The sequence below is a fragment of the Bradyrhizobium sp. STM 3557 genome (genome assembly GCF_045571465.1).
GTDB lineage: Bacteria > Pseudomonadota > Alphaproteobacteria > Rhizobiales > Xanthobacteraceae > Bradyrhizobium.
This window is the reverse complement of the sequence record NZ_CP120697.1, coordinates 4,775,456-4,799,655: the sequence shown is the minus strand read 5'-3', so window position 1 is coordinate 4,799,655 and position 24,200 is coordinate 4,775,456. Positions and strand designations below refer to the sequence as shown.

Below are 24,200 nucleotides of genomic sequence, written 5' to 3'. Positions count from 1 at the left end.
GGCGAGCCCGATGACAGGCTCCGGCGGGTGATCAAGTATTCCAGCGACGCTCGTGATCAACCGAGAGGCCGCGGCGTACTGGATCGTCCGCCGGAGCCTGTCATCCGGCCGGCCAAAGGCCGGACCGGGTGGCGGACGATGACCATTGAGTGTGTCGTTGCATCATCGCCTCACATGCGCCAAGGCGCGTCACTCCGTCCTCGCCACGCATCCTGCGTCCGAGCTTTGAAATTCGTCACGCCCTGAGATGGAGGGCGCAGGGAAGGCCGCATAGGCGTTAAGTTTAGTCTTGCGTGTTGGAATCGTTCGTGATTCGAACATGGGATGACACGAGATTCGCTTTTGAACGAAGACTGGGCGAGCGTCGTTACGCAGCTAGGTGGGGCTGCGCAGCTCAAGAGCAGCGCGCGCCAGACGAAAGCTTTCGTGCGGCAACGGCGGATCCCTGATGCGGTGGCGTTGCTTCGGCTGATGCTGGCTTATTGTCTGGGTGAAAGAGGGTTAAGATCGACGGCCGCGTGGGCTGCTTCTGTTGGCCTTGCCAATCTGAGTAGCGTGGCGCTGTTCTACCGCCTGCGTCAATGTGGCGATTGGTTTACCGTGCTTGTGGAGCGCTTGCTCGCGGCGGCGGCGCCAAAGGCGAGCCGAGGCCGTCTGATCCGTATCATCGATGCCACGACAGTGCCTCAGGCAGGGCCGGCTGCGCGCAAGAACAGCGAGCTTTGGCGCATTCATAGTGCATTTGATCTGCCATATGAGCGGTTTGGCCATTTCGAACTGACAGATCAGCAAGAGGGCGAGACGTTTGACCGCATACCAGTGGTCAAGGGTGAGATCCGTATTGCTGACCGCGCCTATCTACAACCTGATCGGATCTCGGCAGTGCTCGAAGCTGGTGCAGATGTTTTGATCCGAGCGGGCTGGAAGAACGCACGTTGGCTTGATGCCAAAGGCTGTCCGCTCGATCTGATAGCCGAATTACGGGCGGGGAACGCCCGCGGACTGATCGATCGGCCGATTTGGATCAAACGCAAGGCCGGCGCGCCTCTGGCTATGCGTCTGATCGCAGTCAAGAAGTCTGCCGATGCGGCTGCCGCGTCGCGTCGTAAAGCCCGGCGAGACGCCCAAGACGAAAACCGCACCATCTCTAAAGAAACTTTGGAAGCGGCGGATTGGGTCATCCTGGTCACCTCGCTAGCGCCGGACGAGTTCACCGTCGAAGATGTGCTTGCGCTTTACAGACTGCGATGGCGGATCGAACTCGGCTTCAAGCGATTGAAGAGTTTGATCGGCCTCAAGACACCGCCTGGAACCGATCCGCGCTCCGCCAAGCCCTACCTGCTGGCTCATCTCTTGATCATTTTGCTGCTCGAACCGCTTGTCCGCGAGTTCGAGGACTCTCCCCACTGGACGCAGGCCGCCTGACGACACCTGGCGCCTGGCGTGTCTTGCAGCAACTCATTGCGTCCTTGCTACAAGCAATCATTCCACAACCAACCATCCGCCGCCTCCATCACAGCAAACGGGTACTGGACCGGCACCTCTACGAGCCACCTCGAAAACGACGATATCAATCGATGCCCGCATTATCTTAACGCCTATGGGGAAGACCGGGCGTTGGCCTCGCCCATGGCCCGCCTGCAGAAAAGAAAGCAGGCGGCAGTCACCACAGGTCTGGCCGAAACTCCCGGCCTTCCCTGCGCGATGGCTTTACGGCTTATACGAGGTCTCCCCGGGGACCGGCGTTCTTGCCCCCGTATTCGCGACGATGCTTCGCATCATCGCGTCCGCGACCATGCGTAAACGCATTGTGCGGGACATCAGCACCGGGATGTCAGGACCACACGGCTTGACCGTGCGCATCGGATCGTTCGTCCACGCGACAGAAATCGCGCTGCAACCCGACACGCCCACCGCATCCCACCTCCACGTTCGTGACGATCGCGATACGCCCCTCTTAGGTCGAAGCGGGATGACGAGACATAAACATGATTTCTGAAAAAAAGAAAGAAGAAAATTGCGGTCGACGGAGCCGGCGGGGCGATCCGATTGAAGGAGTTTGCGAAATTAGTTTTTCCGGGCAGGCTGGGTCGAGGCAATGGACTCATAGCCACCGTCGGCGAATGGCGGACTTGACTGGACATAGCTCAATTCGTAGGGCGGATTGGCCTTAGCGTAGCTCGCCATTCCGCGACGAATGAGTGCGCCGCGGTGGTGCGGCACAGGAGGCAAGCTCATCCGCGAATTGGAGCAAGGGAGATGGTGCCGATAAAAGCGGGTCCTGATGCGATCGTTTCGACACGCGATCGTTTCGACCAGAAAAAAGTTCGAAAGCGCTCCCGCCGTGACGCGGATCGCGCTGGTTTCGTCGCCGCGATCAGCGGCTCTGGTCCCCGGGCTCACGCGTTTCGCCGTGCTGATATGAAAGGCGCTCGTGCCGATTCATGCTGTTATGATGTGCTCGCGACAGGAGGAGCCTCCAAGATGAATTGCAAAATAGCTGCTGTGCTGATCGGGTTTGGCTCGATCTTGCCGGGCGTTGCGCTGGCGCAGGACGCGCCGCTCGAGGAACGGCTCGTCAACGACATGAACAAGGTGTTCGGAGTCCATGCCGGATTCCGCGCCAATCACGCCAAGGGCGTCGTGGTCGAGGGGCATTTCAAGCCGTCCGCGGAAGCTGCCGGGTTGAGCCGCGCGGCGCTGTTCGGCGGCGCCGAGATTCCGGTGACGGTGCGCTTCTCCGACTCCACAGGCGTGCCGGACCTGCCTGACGGCTCCGACGACGCCAATCCGCACGGCATGGCCGTGAAGTTTCATCTGCCTGATGGCAGCGACATGGATATCGTGATCAATTCGCTGAAGTTCTTCCCGGTGTCGACAAGCGAGGAATTTCATGACCTGCTCGTCGCCATCTCGCAAAGCCCGCCGGACGCGGCCAAGCCGACCAAGTTGGAGCAGTTCGCCGCGAGCCACCCCACCGTCCCGGCCGCCCTTGCCACGGTCGCCACGCCGGACAGCCTGGCCCATGAGGCCTATTTCGGCATCAATGCGTTCGTGTTCGTCAACAAGTCCGGCGAGCGGCAGGCCATTCGCTATCAGATGCTGCCCGAGACGATCGTGCATCTGGACAAGGCTGAGGCTGCGAAGCGCGCGCCGGACTTCCTGATGCAGGAGCTGCCGCAACGGTTGAAGCAGGGCCCGGTGACGTTTCACTTCAAAGCCCAGCTCGGTGCGGCCGGCGACTCCACCAAGGATCCGGCGAAGCCCTGGCCCGACGACCGCAAGCTGGTCGAGCTCGGCGTGTTGACGATCGACAAGGCCGTGCCCGATAGCGACGAGGCGCAGAAGAAGCTGCTGTTTCTGCCGGGGCAACTCACAGAAGGCATCGAGCAGTCTGATGATCCGATGATCGACGTCCGCAATGGCGCCTATTCCGTGTCGTTCTCCCGGCGCAATCCGTGAACTTCCCGTTCTTGCTCGCGCGACATGCCAGATGTCGTGCATGCAGCGAACATCGCGTTTACGCTGGCGCCGATCCGCCCTGCGACCTGCAAGGGTTTGATAAATCAGTTATTTGGCGCAGGGATTTGCATTTCGCTCAGTCGAGCTCAGAACCAGGGAGATTTCGCGTTGGGCTAGGGGAGCTCGTCTCCACGATGCGGGCAACACCGGAACATCGCTTGATCTTGCGCGATCTCCGTGGTAACTACGTAGCATGATCAACGTCGTGCGCACCGCCAACCGTAAAAACATGACCCGCTCTCGCTGGGCCGTGGAAGGAGACGTGCGCTAGGATTTCGACGACGCGATCGTTTCACCAGGCCCCGCCGGCATCGGACGGGGCCTTTTGTTTGGCCATGCTCCTTGCCGGCACAACAGCAGGAGCATCCGATGCCACCCCACACGACGAACCCCACATCCGAGCGCGGGCGCGATGCCGCAGGGCTAAGCCTCGACGTCGCCATCGCGTTGGTGAAAGACGTCATGGGCGACGCTTTGACAGCTGCGCGCCCCGATGCGTCCATCGCAACGCTGAGAGACGCTTCGACGGAAAAAGACGCTGCTGGACCACCGGCTGCACCGGGGCGGAGCCTGTTCGGCTCGCTCAAGCAGCACTGGCGTGCGCTTCAGGAAGGGCGTCGACGTCGGAGGATGAGAGTTAGCCTGCGTGACCTTGATGAGAGGCAGCTGATGGATATCGGCCTGACGCCCGGTGAGATCGACTACATCACCGCTCACCGAGCTCTTGAGAGGCTCAGAGATGACACGAAATATCTCTGGTTGTCCCGAGGTGTGACGTAACGGATGGCAGTCGTCACCAATTCTGCATGTCGTAGCCGCAACATGTAGGGCGGATCAGCGAAGCGTGATCCGCCACTTTTCTCTAGAGCCTTTTCCGTTCCGATTGAATCGGAACGGGGCTCTAGTCTTTTGTTTTGACGCGTTTTCTTGACGCGAACCGGTGTCCACTTCGCTTGAAAACGCTCTAAGCGTCGTGAAAGGGCGGACTACGCCAACGCTATCCGCCCGACAAGCCTGGCGCGTGTTTCCGCCTGACAATTGCGGTGATCCCGGGCTAGACTAGGCCGCGCGCCGTCCTGGGCCGCCCCGGGGTGTCGTCATCGGCTCCGAACCGGTCTGGCCCGGTGCATCGAGGACGGCGACGTGATGGCTATAGACCATCTCCCAGCCTTTCCACCCCGTGAATAGCAGGATGCCGACGACCACCAGCGACAGGATCCAGCCCCAGGATCTGATGGTGGCTTCAGCGCCCTGACCGTAGCGGAGGACGAAGTTGATGAGCGCAATCACGACCGCGGTGAGATTACCTAACATGTGATACCAGGCATCGTTCAGTGCCCGGATTCGGGGCTCACCAAAAAAATCGGTAAAGCCGGCCGCGGCGGCAACAAGTGCCATCACGACGCCTGCACCGATCAACCATGTCGATGCTCTCGCCCAGAAACCGTCACCCGTTGCGATGAACGCAAGGTCCGTGACCAGCGCTCCGACCAGGAAGGCGACAGGAAATGGAATCAGCATCGGATGTAGCGGGTGAGTGCCGAGCTTTGCTGTACTAACAGGATTGATGCTCATGGCGGACCTCGCTCTCGAAGCAATCTCTCGGAACAATCTCCAATGGTCCCGCTGGTTCCTGTTGGACATTGATGCGGCGCAGGAATTTGGCTCCTTTCGCAAATGCGCAAGCGCCTGCGCGCATATCCACGATCGGCTCGGGTCAGATGCAGATATCCGCGAATGCGAGTTGCTTTGGGATCGGAAGCCATGACGTTTCGGAAAGCAGAACAAACAACCCTGTGTTCTCCAAATCCACGAGCTGTCCACTTCGAAGGGACGAGCAGCCGTCCGCCGGTGCTTGCAGCGAGGGGCGAGCCGATCAGGCCGTCTCCACACTGCCGGATCTGCTTTCGCCCGGCATTCCGGCGGTCGCTTCCGGAAAGCGCAAGCTCGCAGTTGTTCCGCCGCCTGGTGTGGAGGTGATGATGAACTCCCCGCCATGAGCGGCCATGATCTCCTGGACGATCGACAGGCCAAGGCCGGCACCGCCATCTGCAGCGTTGCCGGTCTGGAAGGGCTCGATGAAGGTGCGCTCGTCGCCGGGCGAGAATCCGGCTCCGTCATCGCTGATCGACACGCTGCCGCAACCGATTGTTGCCGTGATGCGTCTGGCGCCCCCGGCGTGGATCAACGCATTGCCGACCAGATTGGCGAGGGCGCTGCGGACGGCGGCCTCCACACCTTGCACGACCGTGCCATCCTCGTCCTGCTCCAGCGCCAGTTCGATTCCCGCATCCAGCGCCGACGGGCTGAAATCGGCAAGCACGTCGCGCGCCACCTCGGCAAGATCGATCGGCCGCTTTGCAATCGCATGATTTTGCAGCCGTGCCAGGTCCAGCATGGCCGAGACGAGTGAGGTGAGCCGACGCATGTCGCGCACCAGCGCGATCCTCAATTGAGGATCGGCGACATCCTCGATCTTGGCCCGCAGCAGCGTCAGCGGCGTTCGCAACTGATGGGCCGCATTGCCGAGGAAACGGCGCTGCATCTTGATGTAGGCGTTGATCTCGTCGAAGGCGCGGTTCAGCGCCTCCACCAGGGGCTTGAGCTCCACCGGGACTTCATCGAGCGAAATCGATCCCTGCGGCGCCGACGGGTCGATCGCAAGCGCGCGCCGCGTCACGCGATCGATTCCGCGCGCGACGAAGCGCCCGGACAACCATACGCCGATCAACACCATCAACGCGAAGGCGAAGGCGACAAGAAAGAGGGGGAAAATATTGCGGCCAACGAACGACATCAGCATCTGGCCGAAACGCACCTGCGCTCCGCCGACCATCATGACCAGATCGGAGGGCCCCCATGGGATCACGGCCAGGCAGAATGTCGCGTTCTGATCGAGCGTGTTGAGGACCGAGAAACCGACCGGTCCGCCATAGGGAAGCGAGAACGGCAGGGCCGGCCGGTGCTCACCTCCGAATTCGGTGATCATCTTCTCGTAGGACACGACGTACCACAGATTTGGGCTGATCGATTTCAGCTCCTCGACGCGGGGCGTGGACCGGATGGTCAGCGCATGGCCGGGATCGACGACTGCAGAATCGTAGAGAATGCCGGCCGCGACACGGCACACCACCGGCTCATATTCGCGCAGTTGCGATTGCCAGACGGCGATGGCGATCATGGCGAGGAAGAGGACGGTTGCGGCAAGGCCGAGCGACAGCGTAAACGTCCGGGCGATCGACTTCATCGGCTCTGCGCCAATCTGAGCAGATAGCCGATACCGCGCATGCTGCGGATCTCGACATTGCCGCCGAGCTCGGACAGCTTCTTGCGAAGCCGCGAGACCTGCGCCTCCAGCGTGTTGGATTCGATCTCGTCATCGAAGCCGTAGATCTCATCGATCAGGGCGGCGCGGGTGACGACGCGCTCGCGCCGCGTCAACAGCGCGGCCAGGATCAAGGCTTCCCGCCGCCGCAATAAGACCTTATGGCCGCCAACCACGGCCTCATTACTACCGAGATGCAGCTCGACGTTTCCGAACGACAGTGCCGGCTGAACGAGGAGCCGCGGCCGCCGTAGCACCGCCCGGACGCGGGCGATGAACTCATCCGGCTCGAACGGCTTGCCGAGATAGTCGTCCGCGCCGCCATTGAGGCCCTCGATCACGTCTTCCTTGGCATCCTTCGCAGTCAGCATGATGATCGCCGGCCGCTCCGGCAACTGGCTCAAGGCCGTGACGATCGCAAGTGCATCGCCATCGGGCAGCATGCGGTCGACGATCGCCAGATCGTATTTGAAGGTTTTCAGCGCATGCCGGGCGTCGCAAATCGAATCCACCGTATCGACCACACCGTGCAATTGCGTCAGCAAGCGACTGAGATAGGCGCCGATCTGTGGTTCGTCTTCGATCACCAGGGAGCGCACGATGAAACTTCCTTGGGTCTTCCTTAGCGGGCCGCCAACAAATGCAGGGATCGTGACACGCGCTCTTTGGCCCGATTGTGGCGCTCGGGTTCGGCAGACATCTTTCCTTACGCAGCGCGATTGACGAGAGCAAGCGACGGCGGATTGGCCATCGGCCGGCACTGCGTAAAGAAAAGCGATCAGCCGCGGCTCAGGCAATGTTCGGGCAATGTTTGGCAGCCGCTCGCTCACGTCATCGTCGAGCATGGCGCGCGGCAATCTTGGGGCAATGTTGGCCGGCGATCTGGAGCGGGTTCGAATCGACATCAAGCGGCCCTGACAGAGAGGCCCGCCGTCAAAGGTCCCTTCAATGAAGCTTACGATCGAAGCCGCTCTCTGCATCCTCGCGAGGGGCGCGTGCCGAACTCTCCTCGCCGCAACGCTCAACGCGATGCTAGCCGCTTGCGACCGCGCATCGGCCCAGACGGCATTCACCTTACCGGCGCCTCCTTTTGAGCTGCCGTTGCTGCCGCCGGTCTCCGGCAGCGCCTGGACCGTCATGATCGGCGCGGAGGGCAGATACCGGCCGGACTTCGAAGGCGCGAACCACAGCGCGTTCAGCCCGGTCCCGATCTTCTCCATCCGGCGAGCCGGCTCGGTGGAGCAGTTTCGCAGCCCGCGCGACAACCCAAGCATTGCGCTGATCGATTTCGGCAATTTCCGTGCGGGCCCTGCGGGCAAGTTCGTGCCGTCGCGCAAGGCAGGCGACTATGCCGGGCTGAGCGGCCTCGGCGACGTCAAGGCAGCGTTCGAGCTCGGCGGCTTCATCGAATATTTTCCTGTCGATTGGTTTCGCCTGCGCAACGAGACGCGCGGCGGCTTTGGTGGTCATCAGGGCGTCGTCTCCGACTTCTCGGCTGATTTCATCGTGCCGGTGACGCGGGCAATCACCGTCTCGGCCGGCCCGCGCTTCACCTGGGAGAGCACCAAGGCGGTCGCGCCCTATTTCAACGTCGATGCCGCTCAGGCGATGGCGACCGGGCTTGCGATGTTCGATGCCAAGGGTGGTGCGCATTCCGCCGGCGCGGGCGCGCAGGTGAAATATCGTATCAATCCGCAATGGGAGGTGCATTCCTACGTCGAATATGATCGGCTGCTCGGTGACGCGGCAAAAAGCCCGATCGTGACGGCGCGCGGATCGGTGAACCAGATGACGGTCGGCATCGGCGCGTCCTACTCCTTCGACTTCAAGATCCGGTAGGGGGCGCGATGCACACCGCCAGTCGATTTGCCTGGATCGCGATGATCATCCTGTTTTGTATCGCGATGACCATCCTTCTTGTCCTCAGCAGCGACGCGCATGCGTTGTTCGAGACGCGGGACCAGAAGCTCAGATCGGTGAAGACGATCGGCGTTATTTCGGCGATCGGCGATCAATTCACTCTGGCAAAGGCGGGGCTCACGGGTCTTGGCAACAGCGCGCGAAGCGTGTCGATCGCGTCCTGGGGGCTCGACGAGCTGATCGCGCAGCGGGTCGCCGAAGCGCTGAGCGTCCGCTTCCAGGTGCAGCCGGTCAGCTATCCGCGCGCCACCTTCGCGGCGATCCAGGAGTCAGCCATCGCTGCCGTCGATCTCGTTCGCGGCGATCGCTTCAAGAAGCTCGTTCAGACCGACGTGTCGCCGCAAGGACTCGACGCTTACATCGTCATTACCAAGGCCAAGGCCAATTTCGGCGGCGGCAACCGGAAGGTCGAAGGTGTCGGCCTGATCACTTACAGCGCTGTTCTGGAGTCATTCGGCCTGCTCCATGCGCTTTATGAGGTGAGGGTCATCGATGGCAAGACATTCGACGTCATTGAGAAACTGGCAGCCGGGCCGGCCGACGATGCATCGAGCATCCGGCTCGCCGGCCCCAGTCTCGTGATCGACGCAAATGTCGACGAACCGAATGAGACGCTGCGTCGCGCGGTCGTAGACCTTCTCATCCGCAGCCTTCCGAACACGCTGAGCGACCTGCACCTGGTCGATCAGAAGCAATAGACCTGCCGCGCCGGTCTTGCTTACGCGGCGCGGACGTTCTTCAGAAATCTTTCCAGCTCCTGCTTGAGCAGCCCGCTCTCCTTCGACAGCGCGTGGGCGGAGGAGAGCACCTGCGCCGAGGCCGCGCCGGTCGCATTGGCGCCCTGGCTGACATCGCCGATATTGCCGGCGACCCGCGCGGTGCCGCCCGCGACCTCCTGGACGTTGCGCGAGATCTGACCCGTCGCCGCGCCCTGCTGCTCGACCGCGGCGGCGATCCCGGCGGCAATCTCGGAGATCTGCTTGATGGTGCCGCCGATCCGCTTGATCGAGGCGACCGAGGATTGCGTCGCCGACTGGATGCCTTCGATCTGCTGGCTGATATCCTCGGTGGCTTTCGCGGTCTGCGAGGCCAGCGCCTTCACCTCCGAGGCCACCACCGCGAAGCCGCGGCCGGCATCGCCGGCGCGCGCGGCCTCGATGGTGGCGTTGAGCGCGAGCAGGTTGGTCTGCGCGGCGATCGAGGTGATCAGCTTCAAGACGTCGCCGATCCGCTCGGCCGTGCGCGACAGCTCGCTGATGCCGATGTCGGTCTGCTCGATCTGCCGCACCGCCTCCTCGGCGATCCCGGTCGAGGCTGTCACCTGCCGTCCGATCTCGTTGACGGAGGAAGTCATCTCCTCGGTCGCGGAGGCGACCGACTGCACATTGCTCGACACCTGCGCCGAGGCCGAGGCCGCGCTGGTCGAGAGCTGCTGGGTCTTCTCGGCCGTCTTGGTCAGCGTGCCCGCCGCCACTGCGAGCTCTTGCGAGGCGGTCGACACGTTGTTGATGATGCGGCCGACAGTCGTTTCGAAATCATCCGCCATCTTGCGCATGGCGATGTGCTGCTCCTGCCTGGCGGAGTCGAGATAGACCGTGATCGCAAGATCCATGTCGAGCATCGCGGCACGGGTGATCGCCGCCTGCATCAGCGTCTTCTTCTCGCGCGCTGCTGCGCTTGCAAACCAGCCGTCGGCCAGCTCGGTGTCGATCGCTTTGTTGAGGCCGGTGACGATCAGCGAATAGCCTGCGATGTACCAGCGCGGCTCGATGCCGAGCTTGCTGTGGGTCTGGCCGATCCGCGTCACCGATGTCACGTAGGCGTCGTCGAACTTGGCGTTCGCGATCGCGCTCCAATGATCGATCTGCGCCTGCTTGGCCCGGCGGACCGTGGCCGGGTCGGCGAACAGCCGTGCGACCTGCGGATATTTGCCAAGATGGGCGTAGAATTTGTCGAGCAGGCCAGGAAGGGCCTTGCCGATCAGCGGCCGCAGCTCGCGAAGCGCGTCCCTGCTGGCGCGATCGATACCGATGAAGTCGAGGCGGGTCTGAAGGCTGTGAGCGTCGGTCATCGGTGATCCGGAATGCGAGGCGGAGGCGCGCGTTGAAGGGCTGCTTCTTAGCTACTCCGGCAATTGCAAATGTTTGGTTTCCGGTTTCTTACCCGACGCGCAAAATTCGACCGGAGCGGCCTCGCCGATCGCGCGCACGGCATCGCCTAAAATAAAAACGGGGCCCAGAAGGCCCCGTCGGAAAGTCGGTAGATGTCCCGCGTCTTACTTGATCTTGGCTTCGCGGAATTCGACGTGCTTGCGCGCGACCGGGTCGTACTTCTTCTTGACCATCTTCTCGGTCATGGTGCGCGAGTTCTTCTTGGCGACGTAATAGAAGCCGGTGTCGGCGGAGGACACGAGCTTGACCTTGATGGTGACCGCTTTGGCCATGTCTTGAAACCTCAGGAATCGATAGGGAATGGGGCGCCGGCCAAAGAGGGGGCGCAGATGGCGCGCAACCTAGCCGCCCGGCGCCCAAAGTCAAGGTTTCGGGGCCGGATTCGAGGGGCTTAACCCTCGAAAAAGCGGTTTTTCGGACGCGGCAGGCCCAGATTTTCCCGCAAAGTCCGTCCCTCATACTCGGTCCGGAATATCCCGCGCCGCTGCAGCTCCGGAACCACCCGGTCGACGAAGTCGGTCAGGCCCTGCGGCAGATAGGGGAACATGATGTTGAAGCCGTCGCTGCCGCGGCTCTCCAGCCATTCCTGCATCTGGTCGGCGATCACTTGCGGCGTGCCGACAAATGAGAGCCCGCCATAGCCGCCGACCCGCTGCGCCAGCTGGCGCACCGTGAGCTTGTCGCGTGCAGCGACATCGACCAGGCGTTGCCGGCCGCTCTTTGAGGCATTGGTCTCCGGGATCGGGGGCAGCGGTCCATCAGGGTCGAAGCCGGAGGCATCGGTGCCAAGGATCACCGAGAGCGAGGCGATCGCGCTGTCGTAATGCACCTTGCTGTCGAGCAGCGCGCGCTTCTCCTTGGCCTCCTCGACGCTGTCGCCGACCACCACGAAGGCGCCGGGCAGGATCTTCAGGTGCTCGGGGTCGCGGCCGATCTTTTCCATTCGGCCCTTGATGTCGGCATAGAGCTTCTGTCCATCGGCGAGGCTGCCGCCGCCGGTGAACACGGCCTCCGCGGTCTCGGCGGCGAGTTGCTTGCCATCCTCGGAAGCGCCGGCCTGCACGATCACGGGCCAGCCCTGCACGGGACGGGCGATGTTCAGCGGTCCGCGTACTTTCAGATATTTGCCCCTGTGGTCGAGCACGTGCATCTTGTCGGGATCGAAGAACAGCCCGCTTTCGACGTCGCGCACGAAGGCGTCGTCGGCGAAGGAATCCCATAGACCGGTGACCACGTCATAGAATTCGCGGGCGCGCTTGTAGCGTTCGGCATGCTCCATATGGTCGTCGAGGCCGAAATTCAGCGCAGCGTCCGGATTGGACGTGGTGACGATGTTCCAGCCGGCGCGGCCGCCGGAGATGTGGTCGAGCGAGGCGAAGCGGCGCGCCACGTGATAGGGCGCATCGAACGTGGTCGAGCCCGTCGCGATCAGGCCGATGTTCTCGGTCACCACCGAGAGCGCCGACAGCAGCGTAAACGGCTCGAACGAGGTCACGGTATGGCTGCGCTTGAGCGCATCGATCGGCATGTTCAGCACGGCCAGGTGATCGGCCATGAAGAAGGCATCAAACTTGCCGGCCTCGAGCTTGCGGATCAGGTCCTTCAGGTGCTGGAAATTGAAATTGGCGTCCGGCCAGGCTCCGGGATAGCGCCACGCGCCGGTGTGGATCGAAACCGGGCGCATGAACGCGCCGAGCTTGAGTTGACGTTGGGCCGGTTGATTGGGGGCCATGGGCGCTTGTCCGCGGTGATTGCTCCTGCCATTGACATAGGAACCGTGTGGGGGCGCGCCATCAGATGACCCGCAGAACACGATTTTGTTTTTCACGGTGTTTGTAGCATCGCCATTCCGGGCGACGCAAAGCAATGCAGGAAACGCTGTCGTCCCGGCCTTGAGCCGGGACCCATACCGCGAAATCCATCGATCGGCCCGAATGGCCGAGACTATGCCTCACATATCGTTCACGGCGTATGGATCCCGGCTCGCACTCGCTACGCTCGTTGGCCGGGACGACGGCGGAGTGAGATGGCCGGGTGGCTCGCTCTACCTCCCTCTTGCGTGCTCGTCGAAGGCCGAGAGCACGGCGAGGGTCATCGCGGTGACGCCGGTCTCGATGGTCGGCTTCGGCACCGGCGCGAACAGCGGCGAGTGGTTGGACGGCAGCGGCGGGCCGCTGCCGTTGCGCGCCGCAGTGACGCGCTCCGGCTCATAGACGCCGATGTTGAAGAACATCGACGGCACGCCGGCATTGACGAACTCCGAATAGTCCTCGCTCGGCGTACCCGGGGGCGAGGTGTTGAACTTGTCGCCAAAGGCGACCTTCAGCACCTTCTCGGCGGTGGCGACCACGCCCGCGTCGTTGATGACGGCCTTAGCGCCTTCAACGATCTTGATCTCGGGAGGCGGCGCATCCGCCATCGCGGCGACTGCCTTGGCGGTGCGCTCGATGCCGGCCAGCATCTTCGTGCGGACCTCCGGCTTGAAGGTCCTAATTGTGCCGAACAGGGTGACGTCATCAGGAATGATGTTCTCGGCGGTGCCGCCGTGGATCGCGCCGATGCTGACGACGCCGAACTCGGTCGGGTCCTTCTCGCGGCTGATCACGCTCTGAACGTCAACGACGAAGCGCGACGCCATCATGACAGGATCGATCGTCATCTGCGGCGCCGCGCCATGCCCGCCGCGGCCATGGAATTTCACAAAGAGGCTGTCGGAGTTCGAGGAGCCGATGCCGACCCGATAAAGGACGTTACCATAGGCGAAAGGGCCATCATGCAGGGCGAAACCGAAATCGGGCTTCGGGAAACGGGTGAACAGGCCGTCCGCGATCATCGCCTTGGCGCCCGACACGATCTCCTCGGCGGGCTGGGCAATGAACATCAAGGTGCCGTGCCATTTGTCCTTCAGCTCAACCAGCGTCTTCGCGGCGCCGACCCAGCTCGCCATGTGGATGTCGTGGCCGCAGCTATGGTCGACGAAGGTTTCGCGGCCGTTCCAGACGGTCTTATCGTGGCTCGCGTAGGGGAGCCCGGTCTTCTCCTCCATCGGCAGCGCGTCGAGCTCGGTGCGCACCATGATGGTCGGGCCGTCGCCGTTGCGATACAGCGCGACGAGGCCGGTCTTGCCGACATTCTCGGTGACCTCGAAGCCGAGCGCGCGCATCTCGGCGGCGAGTTTGGCGGCCGTCTTGACCTCCTGGAACGCGAGCTCCGGATGGGCGTGGATGTCCTTGTAGAGCGCATCGAGCTTCGGGTAGTCGCGCTCGACCGAGCTGGCGATGGTGTTCTTGAGTGCGGGTACGTCGAGCTCGGCGCGGGCCTGCGCCGGCAGCAGCGCGCCCAGCGCAGCGGATAGGAGCAGGGCAGGGAGAACGTGCTTCATCGATCGGCCTCCGGCGTCTGTGACGCTCGATCTTAGCGCCACTCAGCTCGCGTCGCCCAGCACGTCCTTATGCATCCGGCCGCCATAGAAATGGAAGAACGGCACCTCGGCGTCGTGGCGTAGTGGCCCGGCGGCCAGCCGCCTCTCCAATTCGCCCAGCACATTCTTCGTCATGGCATGCAGGTCGGCGAGCGGCTTCGAGCCGAGCTCGACCCAGACCAGCTCGACCAGCTCGGCATCCGCATGCACCACGCCATCGACCCGATGGGCGATCGCTGAGGCATCGGCGGTGAAAAAGCGGGTGTCGAAGCGCTTGATGCGGCCGGGCGGGGTGATCGCGCGCGCGATCAGGAACAGGCCGGAGGGATCGGGCAGCAGGCCGGCCTCGGTGAAGGGGGCCCAAGGACCTTCGAGGCTGGGAAGCTTGCCCTCAACCTTGCGCCCGAGGCAAAGTCCGGTCTCCTCGCAGGCCTCACGGATCGCGGCGATTGCCAGCGACTTGGCGCGCGAGGCTGACGTCTTTGGGCTGCCCTTGAGCAGATTGGCCTCGAGCTCGCTGGGCATCGGTGCGGCCACCGGCACACGATGATCTGATTTGTCGACGCGGCCGCCTGGAAAAACGAACTTTCCGGGCATGAACACGACCTTGTCGTGGCGCTTGCCGACCAGCACTTTCGGTACCGCCCCGCTGCGGTCGATCAGGATCAGGGTCGCCGCATCCTTCGGCTTGGTATAGGGATGGTGATCGGCTTCCTTCTCCTCAGGCTTTGGCGCAGCGGCTCCCTGTGCGATGTCGGTCATTTCCATCCCTGAATGATTGTTGTCGTTTGGTGTGGTTCACACCGGAGGAATGCCGCTCTCGGGCGCCTCGTCAAAGCCGTGCATCCGGAGCGCCCATTGCAGGGCGACCACGCCACCCTTCACGGGCTGTAGCAACAGCAGCGACGAAACCAGCGTCAGTGGCAGATAGATCGCAAGCTGTAGCGCCACCGGCGGCGAGTAGTTGGTCTCGATGTAGAGCGCGAGCGGCACCACGATATGGCCGACGATGACGATCACGAGATAGGCCGGCAAATCGTCGGCGCGATGATGCGAGAAATCCTGTCCGCATCTGTCGCAGCCATCGGCAACCTTCAGGAAGGCGCGAAACAGCTTACCCTCGCCGCAGCGCGGGCAGCGGCCGCGGAAGCCGCGCTTCATCGCGGTCCAGAGATCGCGCGATTCCGCACCGCTGGTCTCGCGAGTCCAGGTCTTTGCGGGCAACGTGGTCGGCGTCGTGCTCATGGCGTCCATGACTTGCCTTTCTTCGATTTGCCGGACTTGGATGCGCTCTTCGGCTTGCGGCTTTTATCGCGACGTGCCTTGGAAGCTTCCTTCTTCACGCGCTTCGAGGATTTCTTTGTCGTTCTTCCGGCCGGGGTCTCACGCCGCCTGTGGCGCGGCACCAGCACGTCGGCCTCGGTCAGCAGCTCGAAACGCAGCGCGCCGGCCACCGGCGCAGCTTCTACCAGACGGACGTCGACCACGTCCCCCAGCCGGTGCATGGCACCGCTGCGCTGGCCGATCAGCGCGTGCCGTGTCTCGTCATAGGTGAAATATTCCGTGCCGAGCGTGCGGATCGGCACGAGGCCATCCGCGCCGGTATCCTCGAGCTTCACGAACAGGCCGGCACGGGTGACGCCGGAGATGCGGCCCTGGAAGGTGGCGCCGATGCGATCGGCCAGATGGTGGGCGATCAGCCGGTCGGCAGTCTCGCGCTCGGCCTTCATCGCGCGCCGCTCGGTGACCGAGATCTGCGCTGCGACCTCGCTCAAATGGTCGGCGGTCTCGCCGTCAGGCAGGGCACCATCGCCGAGGTTCAGCGCACGGAGCAGGCCACGATGCACGACGAGGTCGGCATAGCGGCGGATCGGCGAGGTGAAATGCGCGTAGCGCCTGAGGTTCAGGCCGAAATGCCCGTAATTCTCCGCCGAATATTCCGCCTGTGCCTGCGAACGCAGCACCACCTCGTTGACCATGTTCTCATAGTCCTGGCCGGCGACCAAGGTCAGCACGCGGTTGAACAGCGAGGGCCGCAGCGCGCCGGACTTCGCGAAGGGCACGTCGAGCGTCTTCAGGAACTCCTGTAGCGCATGGACTTTCTCGACCGTCGGCTCGTCATGCACGCGATAGATCAGCGGCAGCGCCTTCTTCTCCAGCATCTCGGCCGCCGCGACATTGGCCAGAATCATGAACTCCTCGATCAGCCGGTGCGCGTCGAGCCGTTCGGGAATGACAACGCGGTCGACGGTGCCGTCCGCCTTCAAGAGGATCTTGCGCTCGGGCAGATCGAGCTCGAGCGGATCACGCGCGTCGCGGCCGCGCTTGGCCACCTCATAGGCGGCATAGAGCGGTTTCAGGATCGGGTCGAGCAGGGGACCGGTGACATCGTCCGGCTTGCCGTCGATCGCGGCCTGCGCCTGCGCGTAGGAGAGCTTTGCGGCCGAGCGCATCAGGATGCGATGGAACGAGTGCGAGCGCTTGCGGCCGTCTGCCGACAGCACGATGCGCACGGCGAGTGCGCCGCGCGGCTCGCCCGGCACCAGCGAGCAGAGATTGTTGGAGATGCGCTCGGGCAGCATCGGCACGACGCGGTCCGGGAAATAGACCGAGTTGCCGCGCTGGAGCGCATCGCGATCGAGCGCCGAGCCGGGGCGGACGTAATAGGCGACGTCAGCGATCGCGACGTGAAGGATGTAGCCGCCTTTGTTGTTCGGATCGGGATCGGGCTCGGCATGAACCGCGTCGTCATGATCCTTGGCATCCGGCGGATCGATGGTGACGAGCGGCAGCTCGCGCCAGTCCTCGCGGCCTTTCAGCGTTGCAGGCTGGGCCGCTTCCGCCTCCTTCACGGCGGCAGCCGAGAAGTCGAGTGGGATCTCGTGGGCATGGATCGCGATCAGGCTGATGGCCTTCTCGGTCGCGATCGAGCCGTAGCGTTCCTTGACGCGCGCTGACGGCAGCCCGAAGCCGCGGCCGCGCAAGAGATCGACGCTGACGAGATCGCCATCCCTAGCCTCGCGACTGTCGGCATCCGCGATTGAGAGCTCGCGTCCGGCTTGTTTCTTGTCGATGGGAATCAACCGGCCGCCACCGCCGGGCAGCGCGCGGAAGATGCCGAGCACGCGACTGCGCGCCTTGTCGAGCACCTTGATGACGCGGCCGCGATAGGCGGCGCCGTCGCCCTCGTGCAGGCGCTCGATCCGCAGCAGCGCGCGGTCGCCGACCCCGGCGCTGGCGCCGGCGCGAGCATGGCGCGGTGTATGGATGCGGATGCGCGGCGGCTCGGATTGCTCGGCCTCGTCCCATTCGGCAGGCCTCGCGATCAGCTCGCCATCGCTGTCACGGCCGGTGATGTCGGCGATCAGCGTGGCCGGGAGGGTGTCGGTTTCGATGATTGTCTTGCGGCCGCTCTTCCTGACGGCGCCTTCGCCAATGAGTTCGCGCAGCAGTCGCTTCAGCTCCGCGCGGTCGGCATTCTTCAGGCCGAACTCGCGCGCAATTTCCTTGGTGCCAACCTTGCCCGGATTGGCGCGGACGAAGGCGACGATGGCTTCCCGTGACGGGAAGCCCTGGTCGCGCTTTTTGCTCATTTTCTCATCCGCGGGCCTTGCCGGCGCTCTTCTTGGGCGGCGCCTTCGCGGCCGGCTTGGCCGAGGTCTTGGCAGCCTTACCGACCGGCGCACGCGCCTTGCTGGTGGATTCAGATTTCGGTTTAGCGGCGGCCTTCTTGGCCGCAACCTTCTTCGCGGGCTTGGCCTCGGCCTCGCCTTCGCCGGCATCGGACTTGGCCTTGGACGCCTTCTTGGCCGGCTTCTTCGCCGCGGCTTTCTTGGCCTTGCCGCCACCCTTGGCGGCACGCTCGTCGAGCAGCGCGATCGCCTCGGGCAGCGTGATCGTATCCTTGTCCTTGTCCGACGGGATCGTCGCGTTGACGCCGCCGGCGGTGACATAAGCGCCATAACGGCCACTCTTGACGGCGACCGCGCCGAGCGAAGGATGATCGCCAAGCGCCTTGCCCGGATCGGCGCCGAAGCGCCGGCTCGGGCCCTTGGCGACCTTCTCCGCGATCAAGGTGACGGCGCGGTTCAGCCCGATGTCGAACACCTCGTCACCGGCCTCCAGGCTCGCATAGGTCTTGTCATGACGGACAAACGGCCCGAAGCGGCCAAGACCGGCGGTGATCGGCAGACCCGTCTCGGGATGGATGCCGACCTCGCGCGGCAGCGACAACAGCTTGAGCGCCAGATCGAGGTCGACGTCCGAAGGCTGGGTGCCCTTCGGAATGCCGGCGCGCTTCGGCTTCTCGCCGTCTTCGTAATCCTTCTGCTCGCCGAGCTGGATGTATGGCCCGAACCGGCCCGCCTTCACGGCGACGTCGAGCCCGGTGTCCGGGTCCTGCCCGAGAATGCGGTCGGCCGTCGCCTCGCTATCGGCCGCGAGCGGACGTGTATAGCGGCATTCCGGATAGTTCGAGCAGCCGACGAAGGCGCCGAACTTGCCGGCCTTGAGGTTCAGCCGGCCGGTGCCGCAGGTCGGACACTGGCGCGGATCGCCGCCATCCGCGCGCGGCGGATAGATGTGCGGCCCCAGCATCTCGTCGAGCGCGTCCAGCACCTGCGCGACGCGCAGATCCTTGATGTCGTCGACGGCGCCGATGAAGCCGGTCCAGAAATCCTTCAGCACCTGCTGCCAGGAGATCTCGTTGTTGGAGATGCGGTCGAGCTGCTCCTCCAGATCGGCGGTGAAGTCGTATTCGACATAGCGACGGAAGAAGTTCTCCAGGAACGCGATCACGACGCGGCCCTTGTCCTCGCCGTGCAGACGCTTCTTCTCCAGCTTCACATAGCCGCGGTCCTTCAGCACCTGCAGGATCGAGGCATAGGTCGAGGGCCGGCCGATGCCGAGCTCCTCCATGCGTTTGACCAGCGAGGCTTCTGAGAATCGCGGCGGCGGCTCGGTGAAATGCTGGGTGACGGAGAGATCCTGCCGCTTCAGCGGCTCGCCCTGGCTCATCTGCGGCAGGCGGCGGCTGTCCTCGTCCTCCTCGTCGTCGCGGCCTTCCTGGTACAGCGCCAGAAAGCCGTCGAACTTCACGACCTGGCCGGTGGCGCGCAGCTCCAGCATGCGCGCGCCGGCCTTGGCCGTGATGTCGACCGTGGTGCGTTCCAGCTCGGCCGATTCCATCTGGCTTGCGATGGTGCGGGTCCAGATCAGCTCGTAGAGCTTGGCCTGGTCGTCATCGAGGCGCTTGCGCAGATCGGCCGGGCGCCGCGACAAGTCGGTCGGGCGAATCGCTTCGTGCGCCTCCTGGGCGTTCTTGGCCTTGGTCTGGTATTGGCGCGGACTGTCGGGCACGTAGTTGTTGCCGTAGATCTCGCCGATCACCTTGCGGGCCTGGGTGATCGCCTCCGGCGCGATCTGCACGCCGTCGGTTCGCATATAAGTAATGAGACCGGTGGTCTCGCCGCCGATGTCGATGCCCTCGTAGAGCCGCTGGGCGATGCGCATCGTGTGCGCCGGTGCGAAGCCGAGCTTGCGGCTCGCCTCCTGCTGCAGGGTCGAAGTGGTGAACGGCGCCTGCGGATTGCGGCGCGCCGGCTTGGCGTCGACGGTCGTCACTGTGAAGGTCGCGGCGTTCAGCGCCTTCTTGAAGTCCTCGGCTTCAGCGCCGGTGCCGATGTCGAGCCTTTGAATCTTCTTGCCGTCGGCGCCGACCAGGCGCGCCTCGAAGCTGTCGCCGCGCGGCGTCGCCAAGGTCGCGATCAGCGACCAGTATTCGCGCGGGACGAACTTCTCGATCTCGAGCTCACGGTCGCAGACCAGCCGCAGCGCCACCGACTGCACCCGGCCAGCCGAGCGTGCGCCCGGCAGCTTGCGCCACAGTACGGGGGAGAGGGTGAAGCCGACCAGATAGTCGAGCGCGCGGCGCGCCATGTAGGCGTCGACCAGCGCGCCGTCGATCTGGCGCGGATGCTTCATCGCGTCGGAGACGGCCTGCTTGGTGATGGCGTTGAACACCACGCGCTCGATCTTCTGATCCTTCAGCGCGCGCTTTTCCTTGAGCACCTCCAGCACGTGCCAGGAAATCGCCTCGCCCTCGCGATCAGGGTCGGTCGCCAGAATCAGGCGCTGGGCGCCCTTGAGCGACTTGGCGATCTCGTTTAGCCGGCCGGCCGCCTTGGGATCGACCTCCCAGATCATCCGGAAATTTTCTTGCGGATCGACCGATCCATTCTTTGCGGGGAGGTCGCGGACGTGACCAAAAGAGGCTAAAACCTCATAGGAGGAGCCCAAATACTTATTGATCGTCTTGGCCTTCGCCGGCGACTCCACGATAACAATATTCATGTATTTCCAGTAGCTTACGGGAAGGATTGAGGCTGGTTTCGCGGGATTCGCGCCAACGCTCGCTGACCCCGAACATGGGTGGTGAGGGGGTTCCTGTCAAATCGTCAGATGTCGAAACCCAGCGTCGGTCGGCCCGATCCTATCTGAATGGTTGTGGAATACCACGCAAGGGTTGTGGTTTTTTAATAGGTAATTTGTCAACTCAACACGGATTCGGATGAATTTTTTGACCAAGCCAGCGCGCAAGCGAAAGCGCATGTCCTCCAGCCGAGAACGGCGCGAACTTCACGACGACATCCCCGAGGACGGCGGAGTCGATGAGGCGACGGCACTCATTGCCGAGACCACGCAGCGGCTCGCCGGGATCGCCCGGCGCCACAATCTTGAGATGCTCGATTACCTGTTGCGGATGACGCATCTCGAAGCCGAGGAGCGGCTGCGCCTGCGCAGCCGTCGGAAATTGTCATAACGCACTGGGACCGGTGCGTTCCTGACCGGTGGAGCGAAGGTCTCCGGCCTTCTATCTTGACCCATTTTCTCCCGACGCCCCCGCGCCGCCGCCCGCGAGTGCCCCTGACCGCGGCTTGAGCGTCGTATCGCTTGCCGCGAGCACGCGGCCGTCCTCGGAACACAGCATGAGTCTGCGTACCGGCCGTTCGTTCCTGCGGTCGACCAGCATAGTCGCGATTTCCTCAGGCCTTTCGTCGAACTCCTCGCTCCATTGCCGCAGGGCCACCAGGATCGGGAACAAGCCGCGGCCTTTGGCGGTCAGCACATAATCGCGATAGGCGCTGCCGTCCGATGCGGGTTCGGTTGCCAGGATCCCGCGCTCCACGAGATTGCGCAGCCGCACGGTCAGGATGTTCTTGGCGAGGCCGAGGCTGCGCTGGAACTCGCCGAAGCGGCGCCGCCCCATGAAGGCATCGCGGATGATCAGCAGCGACCACCAGTCGCCGATCGCGTCCAGCGATCGCGCGATGGGGCAGGCGTCGCCCTCCAGGCTCGTGCGCTTGACCATATGGGTGGCTCCTCAAATCCCGTTCGATCCCGTGTCGACGGCGATCACGCGCTTGTGTGGTTGCATTATAAAACCGATCCGACTAGATGGCTATATGGTTTCATGATGAAACTGATCAACATATGGAGACTGGTCGTGAGGCTCGCAAACAAGACGGCATTCATTACGGGCGGCAATAGCGGCATTGGCTTTGCGACCGCGAAGCGGTTCGTGGCCGAAGGGGCCAGGGTTGCGATCACCGGACGCAATGTGGAGCGACTGGAGGCCGCGGCCCGGGAGCTTGGGCCGGAGGCACTGGCGCTGGCGGCCGACGCGACCGACATTGCCGCCACCGAGGCCGCGATCGCCAAAGCTGCCGATCGCTTCGGCAAGCTCGACATTCTCTTTGCCAATGCCGGCATTCCCGGCCAGACCCCGGTGGGCAGCGCCTCGCTCGAGGTCTTCGAGCAGGTGATACGGACCAATCTGACCAGCGTCTTCTTCACGGTTCAGGCGGCGCTGCCACATCTCAAGGATGGCGCCTCGATCATCCTCAACGGCTCGGTGATTTCAGTGCTCGGCAATCCCGGCTACGCCGCCTATGCCGCGAGCAAGGCGGGCGTGCGGGCGATCGCGCGAGTGCTGGCCTCCGAATTGTCACCGCGCGGTATCCGGGTGAATGTCGTGGCGCCCGGTGCGATCCGCACCCCGATCTGGGGGGCCGCCACCGCGACGCCGGAGGCCGAGAAGATTTTCGAGGCGCGCATCGGCGCGACCACGCCGCTCGGCCATATCGGTGAGCCGGAGAACATCGCAAATACCGTGCTGTTCCTGGCGTCCGACGAGGCCGCGCATATTCAGGGCCAGGAATTGTTCGTCGACGGCGGCGCTACCAGCTCACCCGCCGGTGCGCCAATCTTTCGAGGCCAGGCGGCGAGGCAATGAAATAACGGAATAATAAGACGTCTGTCATATTCTATCGGTCAGCGCGCTTCTCCCAGTCGGTGAAGGCGCTGACCTCTCCGATCCGTGAAGCCGAAAGCTTTACGCTGCGTTGAACCGTCGTTGTCGCAGCGAAGACTTCCGGAAGGGCATTTTACTTACGCATTCATATTGGAGCGCATGATGGCCAAGGCTGCGCGTTCTTTTTTCATGATGTCGACACCGGCCGCATCGGCCGGGCGATCGGCGCGCGATCAATCGGTGACCGACATCTTCATGAGCGTCATGATCTTCTCGCTGGCGGGCCTGCTGGTCTCGCTGGGGGCTCTGGTGCTCGGCCTTCCGCTGGTCTGGGACTGATCCTGCGCAGGGCAGCCGGAGATGAAAAGGCGGCCGCCGCGCGAGCGAAGGCGGCCGCGATCACATCACTACGCCGCCTGCAGATGGCTCACCGCCTCGAGCGCGCTCGCCAGCGCCTTCTCGCGATGTTCGGGTCCGATCTGGATGCCATCGGCCGCGATGAATTCGAGGTTCTTGACGCCAATGAAGCCGAAGATGCCGTGTAGATAGCTCTCGAGGTGTTCGAGCACGGCCATCGGCGTCTCGGCTCCATAGTATCCGCCACGCGAGAGCGCGACGATGACGCGCTTGTCGCCGGCCAAGCCCTGCGGTCCCTGCGCGGTATATTTGAAGGTCTTGCCGGCGATCAGAATGCGGTCGATCCAGGCCTTGAGCTGGCTCGGGATGGAGAAATTGTACATTGGTGCGCCCAGCACCACGATGTCGGCAGAGAGAAATTCTTCCAGCACGGCCTGGCCGGCCGCGAGCTCCTGCTGCAGCAGCGGATCGGATGGCGCATTGCCTTGCGCGGCTGCAAGGTGCGTCCCCGACAGATGCGCCAGCGGCGCCGTCGTGAGGTCGCGATAGGTGATCTCGAGCCCGGGTGCCATCTGCTGCAGCCTGGCGACGATCGCGGCCGAAAGCTGCCGGCTCACGGAGTGGGGGCCGAGCACGCTGGAATCGATATGGAGGAGCTTGGTCATTGCCAGTTACCTTTTGGGTTTTGGTATCGGTTTGTGACTGGCGCTATATGCGTAACTGTGCGATGAGCGCGCAAGAACGCACATTTTTGAAACCCGGGCACATCCGTGAAACCTGAGAACATCTGTGGTCCCGCCGCTCCGCCGCACTCGCTGGATGACCATGACTGTCGCGGCGTCGCCTCGGTGCTGGCGCGCGTCGGCGACAAATGGAGCGTGTTCGTCATCATGATGCTCGGCGACGGGCCGAAGCGCTTCAATGAGCTCAAGCGGATGGTCGGCGGCATCTCGCAGCGGATGCTGACGCTGACGTTGCGCGGGCTGGAGCGCGACGGGCTGGTGACACGAACGGTGTTTCCGACCATCCCGCCGCGCGTTGATTACGAACTCACCGATCTCGGCCGCGGGCTTTGCACTCCCGTGAAGTCGCTCGGGGAGTGGGCGATCAAGCACCAGGATCAGATCGAGGCGGCGCGTTCGCGTTTCGACGAACGCAATGAGACGGACTGAT

General features: G+C 63.4%; 22 protein-coding genes. 9 read left to right on the top strand and 13 right to left on the bottom strand.

The features are described from left to right. Positions 1 to 324 precede the first annotated feature (324 nt). From P6U24_RS21980 to P6U24_RS21970, 3 genes are all read left to right on the top strand, one after another. Positions 325 to 1,425 carry an IS4 family transposase gene (locus P6U24_RS21980; RefSeq protein ID WP_407154590.1) on the top strand — a complete coding sequence of 367 codons (1,101 nt, stop codon included), beginning with the start codon at positions 325 to 327 and terminating at the stop codon, positions 1,423 to 1,425. A 1,059-nt stretch (positions 1,426 to 2,484) separates the two neighbouring features. Further along, on the top strand, positions 2,485 to 3,462 hold the full coding sequence (locus P6U24_RS21975) for a catalase family peroxidase (protein ID WP_407154589.1): 978 nt from the start codon (positions 2,485 to 2,487) through the stop codon (positions 3,460 to 3,462). A 429-nt stretch (positions 3,463 to 3,891) separates the two neighbouring features. Continuing rightward, positions 3,892 to 4,302 carry a DUF1127 domain-containing protein gene (locus tag P6U24_RS21970; protein ID WP_407154588.1) on the top strand — a complete coding sequence of 137 codons (411 nt, stop codon included), beginning with the start codon at positions 3,892 to 3,894 and terminating at the stop codon, positions 4,300 to 4,302. Positions 4,303 to 4,581: 279 nt separating this feature from the next. Here P6U24_RS21970 and P6U24_RS21965 read toward each other — a convergent pair whose 3' ends face one another. The 3 genes from P6U24_RS21965 to P6U24_RS21955 form a co-directional block, all read right to left on the bottom strand. Beyond that, positions 4,582 to 5,097 carry a DUF2231 domain-containing protein gene (locus P6U24_RS21965; RefSeq protein WP_407154587.1) on the bottom strand — a complete coding sequence of 172 codons (516 nt, stop codon included), beginning with the start codon at positions 5,095 to 5,097 and terminating at the stop codon, positions 4,582 to 4,584. Positions 5,098 to 5,398: 301 nt separating this feature from the next. Then, positions 5,399 to 6,769: a sensor histidine kinase gene (locus P6U24_RS21960; RefSeq protein ID WP_407154586.1), complete on the bottom strand. Its 1,371-nt coding sequence runs from the start codon at positions 6,767 to 6,769 to the stop codon at positions 5,399 to 5,401. After that, the gene (locus tag P6U24_RS21955) at positions 6,766 to 7,446 is read right to left on the bottom strand and encodes a response regulator transcription factor (protein ID WP_407154585.1); all 681 of its coding nucleotides are present in this window, start codon (positions 7,444 to 7,446) and stop codon (positions 6,766 to 6,768) included. The genes P6U24_RS21960 and P6U24_RS21955 overlap by 4 nt, the downstream gene beginning before the upstream one ends. A 349-nt stretch (positions 7,447 to 7,795) precedes the next feature. On the opposite strand from P6U24_RS21955, the gene P6U24_RS21950 reads away from it, so the two are divergent. Together P6U24_RS21950 and P6U24_RS21945 are read left to right on the top strand one after the other, a co-directional pair. After that, the gene (locus tag P6U24_RS21950) at positions 7,796 to 8,686 is read left to right on the top strand and encodes a MipA/OmpV family protein (RefSeq protein ID WP_407154584.1); all 891 of its coding nucleotides are present in this window, start codon (positions 7,796 to 7,798) and stop codon (positions 8,684 to 8,686) included. A gap of 8 nt (positions 8,687 to 8,694) precedes the next feature. Then, positions 8,695 to 9,465, top strand: a complete 771-nt coding sequence (locus tag P6U24_RS21945) for a hypothetical protein (protein WP_407154583.1) — start codon at positions 8,695 to 8,697, stop codon at positions 9,463 to 9,465. Positions 9,466 to 9,485: 20 nt separating this feature from the next. Here the strand turns inward: P6U24_RS21945 and P6U24_RS21940 are convergent, their stop codons facing one another. The 8 genes from P6U24_RS21940 to topA form a co-directional block, all read right to left on the bottom strand. Continuing rightward, on the bottom strand, positions 9,486 to 10,838 hold the full coding sequence (locus P6U24_RS21940) for a protoglobin domain-containing protein (RefSeq protein WP_407154582.1): 1,353 nt from the start codon (positions 10,836 to 10,838) through the stop codon (positions 9,486 to 9,488). Positions 10,839 to 11,042: 204 nt separating this feature from the next. Beyond that, complete coding sequence (gene rpmG, locus P6U24_RS21935) at positions 11,043 to 11,210, bottom strand: 50S ribosomal protein L33 (RefSeq protein ID WP_008960778.1); 168 nt, start codon at positions 11,208 to 11,210, stop codon at positions 11,043 to 11,045. Between the two features lie 119 nt (positions 11,211 to 11,329). Further along, positions 11,330 to 12,670 (bottom strand): LLM class flavin-dependent oxidoreductase, encoded by a 1,341-nt coding sequence (locus P6U24_RS21930; RefSeq protein ID WP_407154581.1) that lies wholly within the window; start codon positions 12,668 to 12,670, stop codon positions 11,330 to 11,332. A gap of 312 nt (positions 12,671 to 12,982) precedes the next feature. Continuing rightward, positions 12,983 to 14,320, bottom strand: a complete 1,338-nt coding sequence (locus P6U24_RS21925; RefSeq protein ID WP_407154580.1) for an amidohydrolase — start codon at positions 14,318 to 14,320, stop codon at positions 12,983 to 12,985. 42 nt (positions 14,321 to 14,362) lie between these two features. Then, on the bottom strand, positions 14,363 to 15,121 hold the full coding sequence (locus P6U24_RS21920) for an NUDIX hydrolase (RefSeq protein ID WP_407154579.1): 759 nt from the start codon (positions 15,119 to 15,121) through the stop codon (positions 14,363 to 14,365). Between the two features lie 36 nt (positions 15,122 to 15,157). Further along, positions 15,158 to 15,613, bottom strand: a complete 456-nt coding sequence (locus P6U24_RS21915) for a DUF983 domain-containing protein (protein WP_407154578.1) — start codon at positions 15,611 to 15,613, stop codon at positions 15,158 to 15,160. Beyond that, a complete protein-coding gene (rnr, locus tag P6U24_RS21910; protein WP_407154577.1) occupies positions 15,601 to 17,952 on the bottom strand; it encodes a ribonuclease R in 2,352 nt (783 codons plus the stop codon). The genes P6U24_RS21915 and rnr overlap by 13 nt, the downstream gene beginning before the upstream one ends. A gap of 4 nt (positions 17,953 to 17,956) precedes the next feature. Then, positions 17,957 to 20,710: a type I DNA topoisomerase gene (topA, locus tag P6U24_RS21905; protein WP_407154576.1), complete on the bottom strand. Its 2,754-nt coding sequence runs from the start codon at positions 20,708 to 20,710 to the stop codon at positions 17,957 to 17,959. 256 nt (positions 20,711 to 20,966) lie between these two features. On the opposite strand from topA, the gene P6U24_RS21900 reads away from it, so the two are divergent. After that, complete coding sequence (locus P6U24_RS21900) at positions 20,967 to 21,179, top strand: hypothetical protein (RefSeq protein WP_407154575.1); 213 nt, start codon at positions 20,967 to 20,969, stop codon at positions 21,177 to 21,179. A gap of 51 nt (positions 21,180 to 21,230) precedes the next feature. On the opposite strand, the gene P6U24_RS21895 is transcribed toward P6U24_RS21900, so the two are convergent. Beyond that, positions 21,231 to 21,728, bottom strand: coding sequence for a winged helix-turn-helix transcriptional regulator (locus tag P6U24_RS21895; RefSeq protein WP_407154574.1), 498 nt, complete (start codon positions 21,726 to 21,728; stop codon positions 21,231 to 21,233). A 135-nt stretch (positions 21,729 to 21,863) separates the two neighbouring features. Between P6U24_RS21895 and P6U24_RS21890 the strand changes: the two genes are divergently transcribed. Together P6U24_RS21890 and P6U24_RS21885 are read left to right on the top strand one after the other, a co-directional pair. Further along, a complete protein-coding gene (locus P6U24_RS21890) occupies positions 21,864 to 22,652 on the top strand; it encodes an SDR family NAD(P)-dependent oxidoreductase (RefSeq protein ID WP_407154573.1) in 789 nt (262 codons plus the stop codon). A 180-nt stretch (positions 22,653 to 22,832) separates the two neighbouring features. Further along, the gene (locus tag P6U24_RS21885) at positions 22,833 to 23,009 is read left to right on the top strand and encodes a hypothetical protein (RefSeq protein WP_407154572.1); all 177 of its coding nucleotides are present in this window, start codon (positions 22,833 to 22,835) and stop codon (positions 23,007 to 23,009) included. A 68-nt stretch (positions 23,010 to 23,077) separates the two neighbouring features. Here the strand turns inward: P6U24_RS21885 and P6U24_RS21880 are convergent, their stop codons facing one another. Beyond that, positions 23,078 to 23,692: an FMN-dependent NADH-azoreductase gene (locus P6U24_RS21880; RefSeq protein ID WP_407154571.1), complete on the bottom strand. Its 615-nt coding sequence runs from the start codon at positions 23,690 to 23,692 to the stop codon at positions 23,078 to 23,080. A 105-nt stretch (positions 23,693 to 23,797) separates the two neighbouring features. Here P6U24_RS21880 and P6U24_RS21875 point away from each other — a divergent pair, with 105 nt between their 5' ends. Continuing rightward, positions 23,798 to 24,199 carry a winged helix-turn-helix transcriptional regulator gene (locus tag P6U24_RS21875; protein WP_407154570.1) on the top strand — a complete coding sequence of 134 codons (402 nt, stop codon included), beginning with the start codon at positions 23,798 to 23,800 and terminating at the stop codon, positions 24,197 to 24,199. The last annotated feature ends 1 nt before the right edge of the window (position 24,200 follow it).

What these genes read in the sequence shown, in the direction of transcription:
- P6U24_RS21980 (WP_407154590.1), top strand. Translation starts at nt 325, where the DNA reads ATGACACGAGATTCGCTTTTGAACGAAGACTGGGCGAGCGTCGTTACG.
- P6U24_RS21975 (WP_407154589.1), top strand. Translation starts at nt 2,485, where the DNA reads ATGAATTGCAAAATAGCTGCTGTGCTGATCGGGTTTGGCTCGATCTTG.
- P6U24_RS21970 (WP_407154588.1), top strand. Translation starts at nt 3,892, where the DNA reads ATGCCACCCCACACGACGAACCCCACATCCGAGCGCGGGCGCGATGCC.
- P6U24_RS21965 (WP_407154587.1), bottom strand. Translation starts at nt 5,097, where the DNA reads ATGAGCATCAATCCTGTTAGTACAGCAAAGCTCGGCACTCACCCGCTA.
- P6U24_RS21960 (WP_407154586.1), bottom strand. Translation starts at nt 6,769, where the DNA reads ATGAAGTCGATCGCCCGGACGTTTACGCTGTCGCTCGGCCTTGCCGCA.
- P6U24_RS21950 (WP_407154584.1), top strand. Translation starts at nt 7,796, where the DNA reads ATGAAGCTTACGATCGAAGCCGCTCTCTGCATCCTCGCGAGGGGCGCG.
- P6U24_RS21945 (WP_407154583.1), top strand. Translation starts at nt 8,695, where the DNA reads ATGCACACCGCCAGTCGATTTGCCTGGATCGCGATGATCATCCTGTTT.
- P6U24_RS21940 (WP_407154582.1), bottom strand. Translation starts at nt 10,838, where the DNA reads ATGACCGACGCTCACAGCCTTCAGACCCGCCTCGACTTCATCGGTATC.
- rpmG (WP_008960778.1), bottom strand. Translation starts at nt 11,210, where the DNA reads ATGGCCAAAGCGGTCACCATCAAGGTCAAGCTCGTGTCCTCCGCCGAC.
- P6U24_RS21930 (WP_407154581.1), bottom strand. Translation starts at nt 12,670, where the DNA reads ATGGCCCCCAATCAACCGGCCCAACGTCAACTCAAGCTCGGCGCGTTC.
- P6U24_RS21925 (WP_407154580.1), bottom strand. Translation starts at nt 14,320, where the DNA reads ATGAAGCACGTTCTCCCTGCCCTGCTCCTATCCGCTGCGCTGGGCGCG.
- P6U24_RS21920 (WP_407154579.1), bottom strand. Translation starts at nt 15,121, where the DNA reads ATGACCGACATCGCACAGGGAGCCGCTGCGCCAAAGCCTGAGGAGAAG.
- P6U24_RS21915 (WP_407154578.1), bottom strand. Translation starts at nt 15,613, where the DNA reads ATGGACGCCATGAGCACGACGCCGACCACGTTGCCCGCAAAGACCTGG.
- rnr (WP_407154577.1), bottom strand. Translation starts at nt 17,952, where the DNA reads ATGAGCAAAAAGCGCGACCAGGGCTTCCCGTCACGGGAAGCCATCGTC.
- topA (WP_407154576.1), bottom strand. Translation starts at nt 20,710, where the DNA reads ATGAATATTGTTATCGTGGAGTCGCCGGCGAAGGCCAAGACGATCAAT.
- P6U24_RS21900 (WP_407154575.1), top strand. Translation starts at nt 20,967, where the DNA reads ATGTCCTCCAGCCGAGAACGGCGCGAACTTCACGACGACATCCCCGAG.
- P6U24_RS21895 (WP_407154574.1), bottom strand. Translation starts at nt 21,728, where the DNA reads ATGGTCAAGCGCACGAGCCTGGAGGGCGACGCCTGCCCCATCGCGCGA.
- P6U24_RS21885 (WP_407154572.1), top strand. Translation starts at nt 22,833, where the DNA reads ATGGCCAAGGCTGCGCGTTCTTTTTTCATGATGTCGACACCGGCCGCA.
- P6U24_RS21880 (WP_407154571.1), bottom strand. Translation starts at nt 23,692, where the DNA reads ATGACCAAGCTCCTCCATATCGATTCCAGCGTGCTCGGCCCCCACTCC.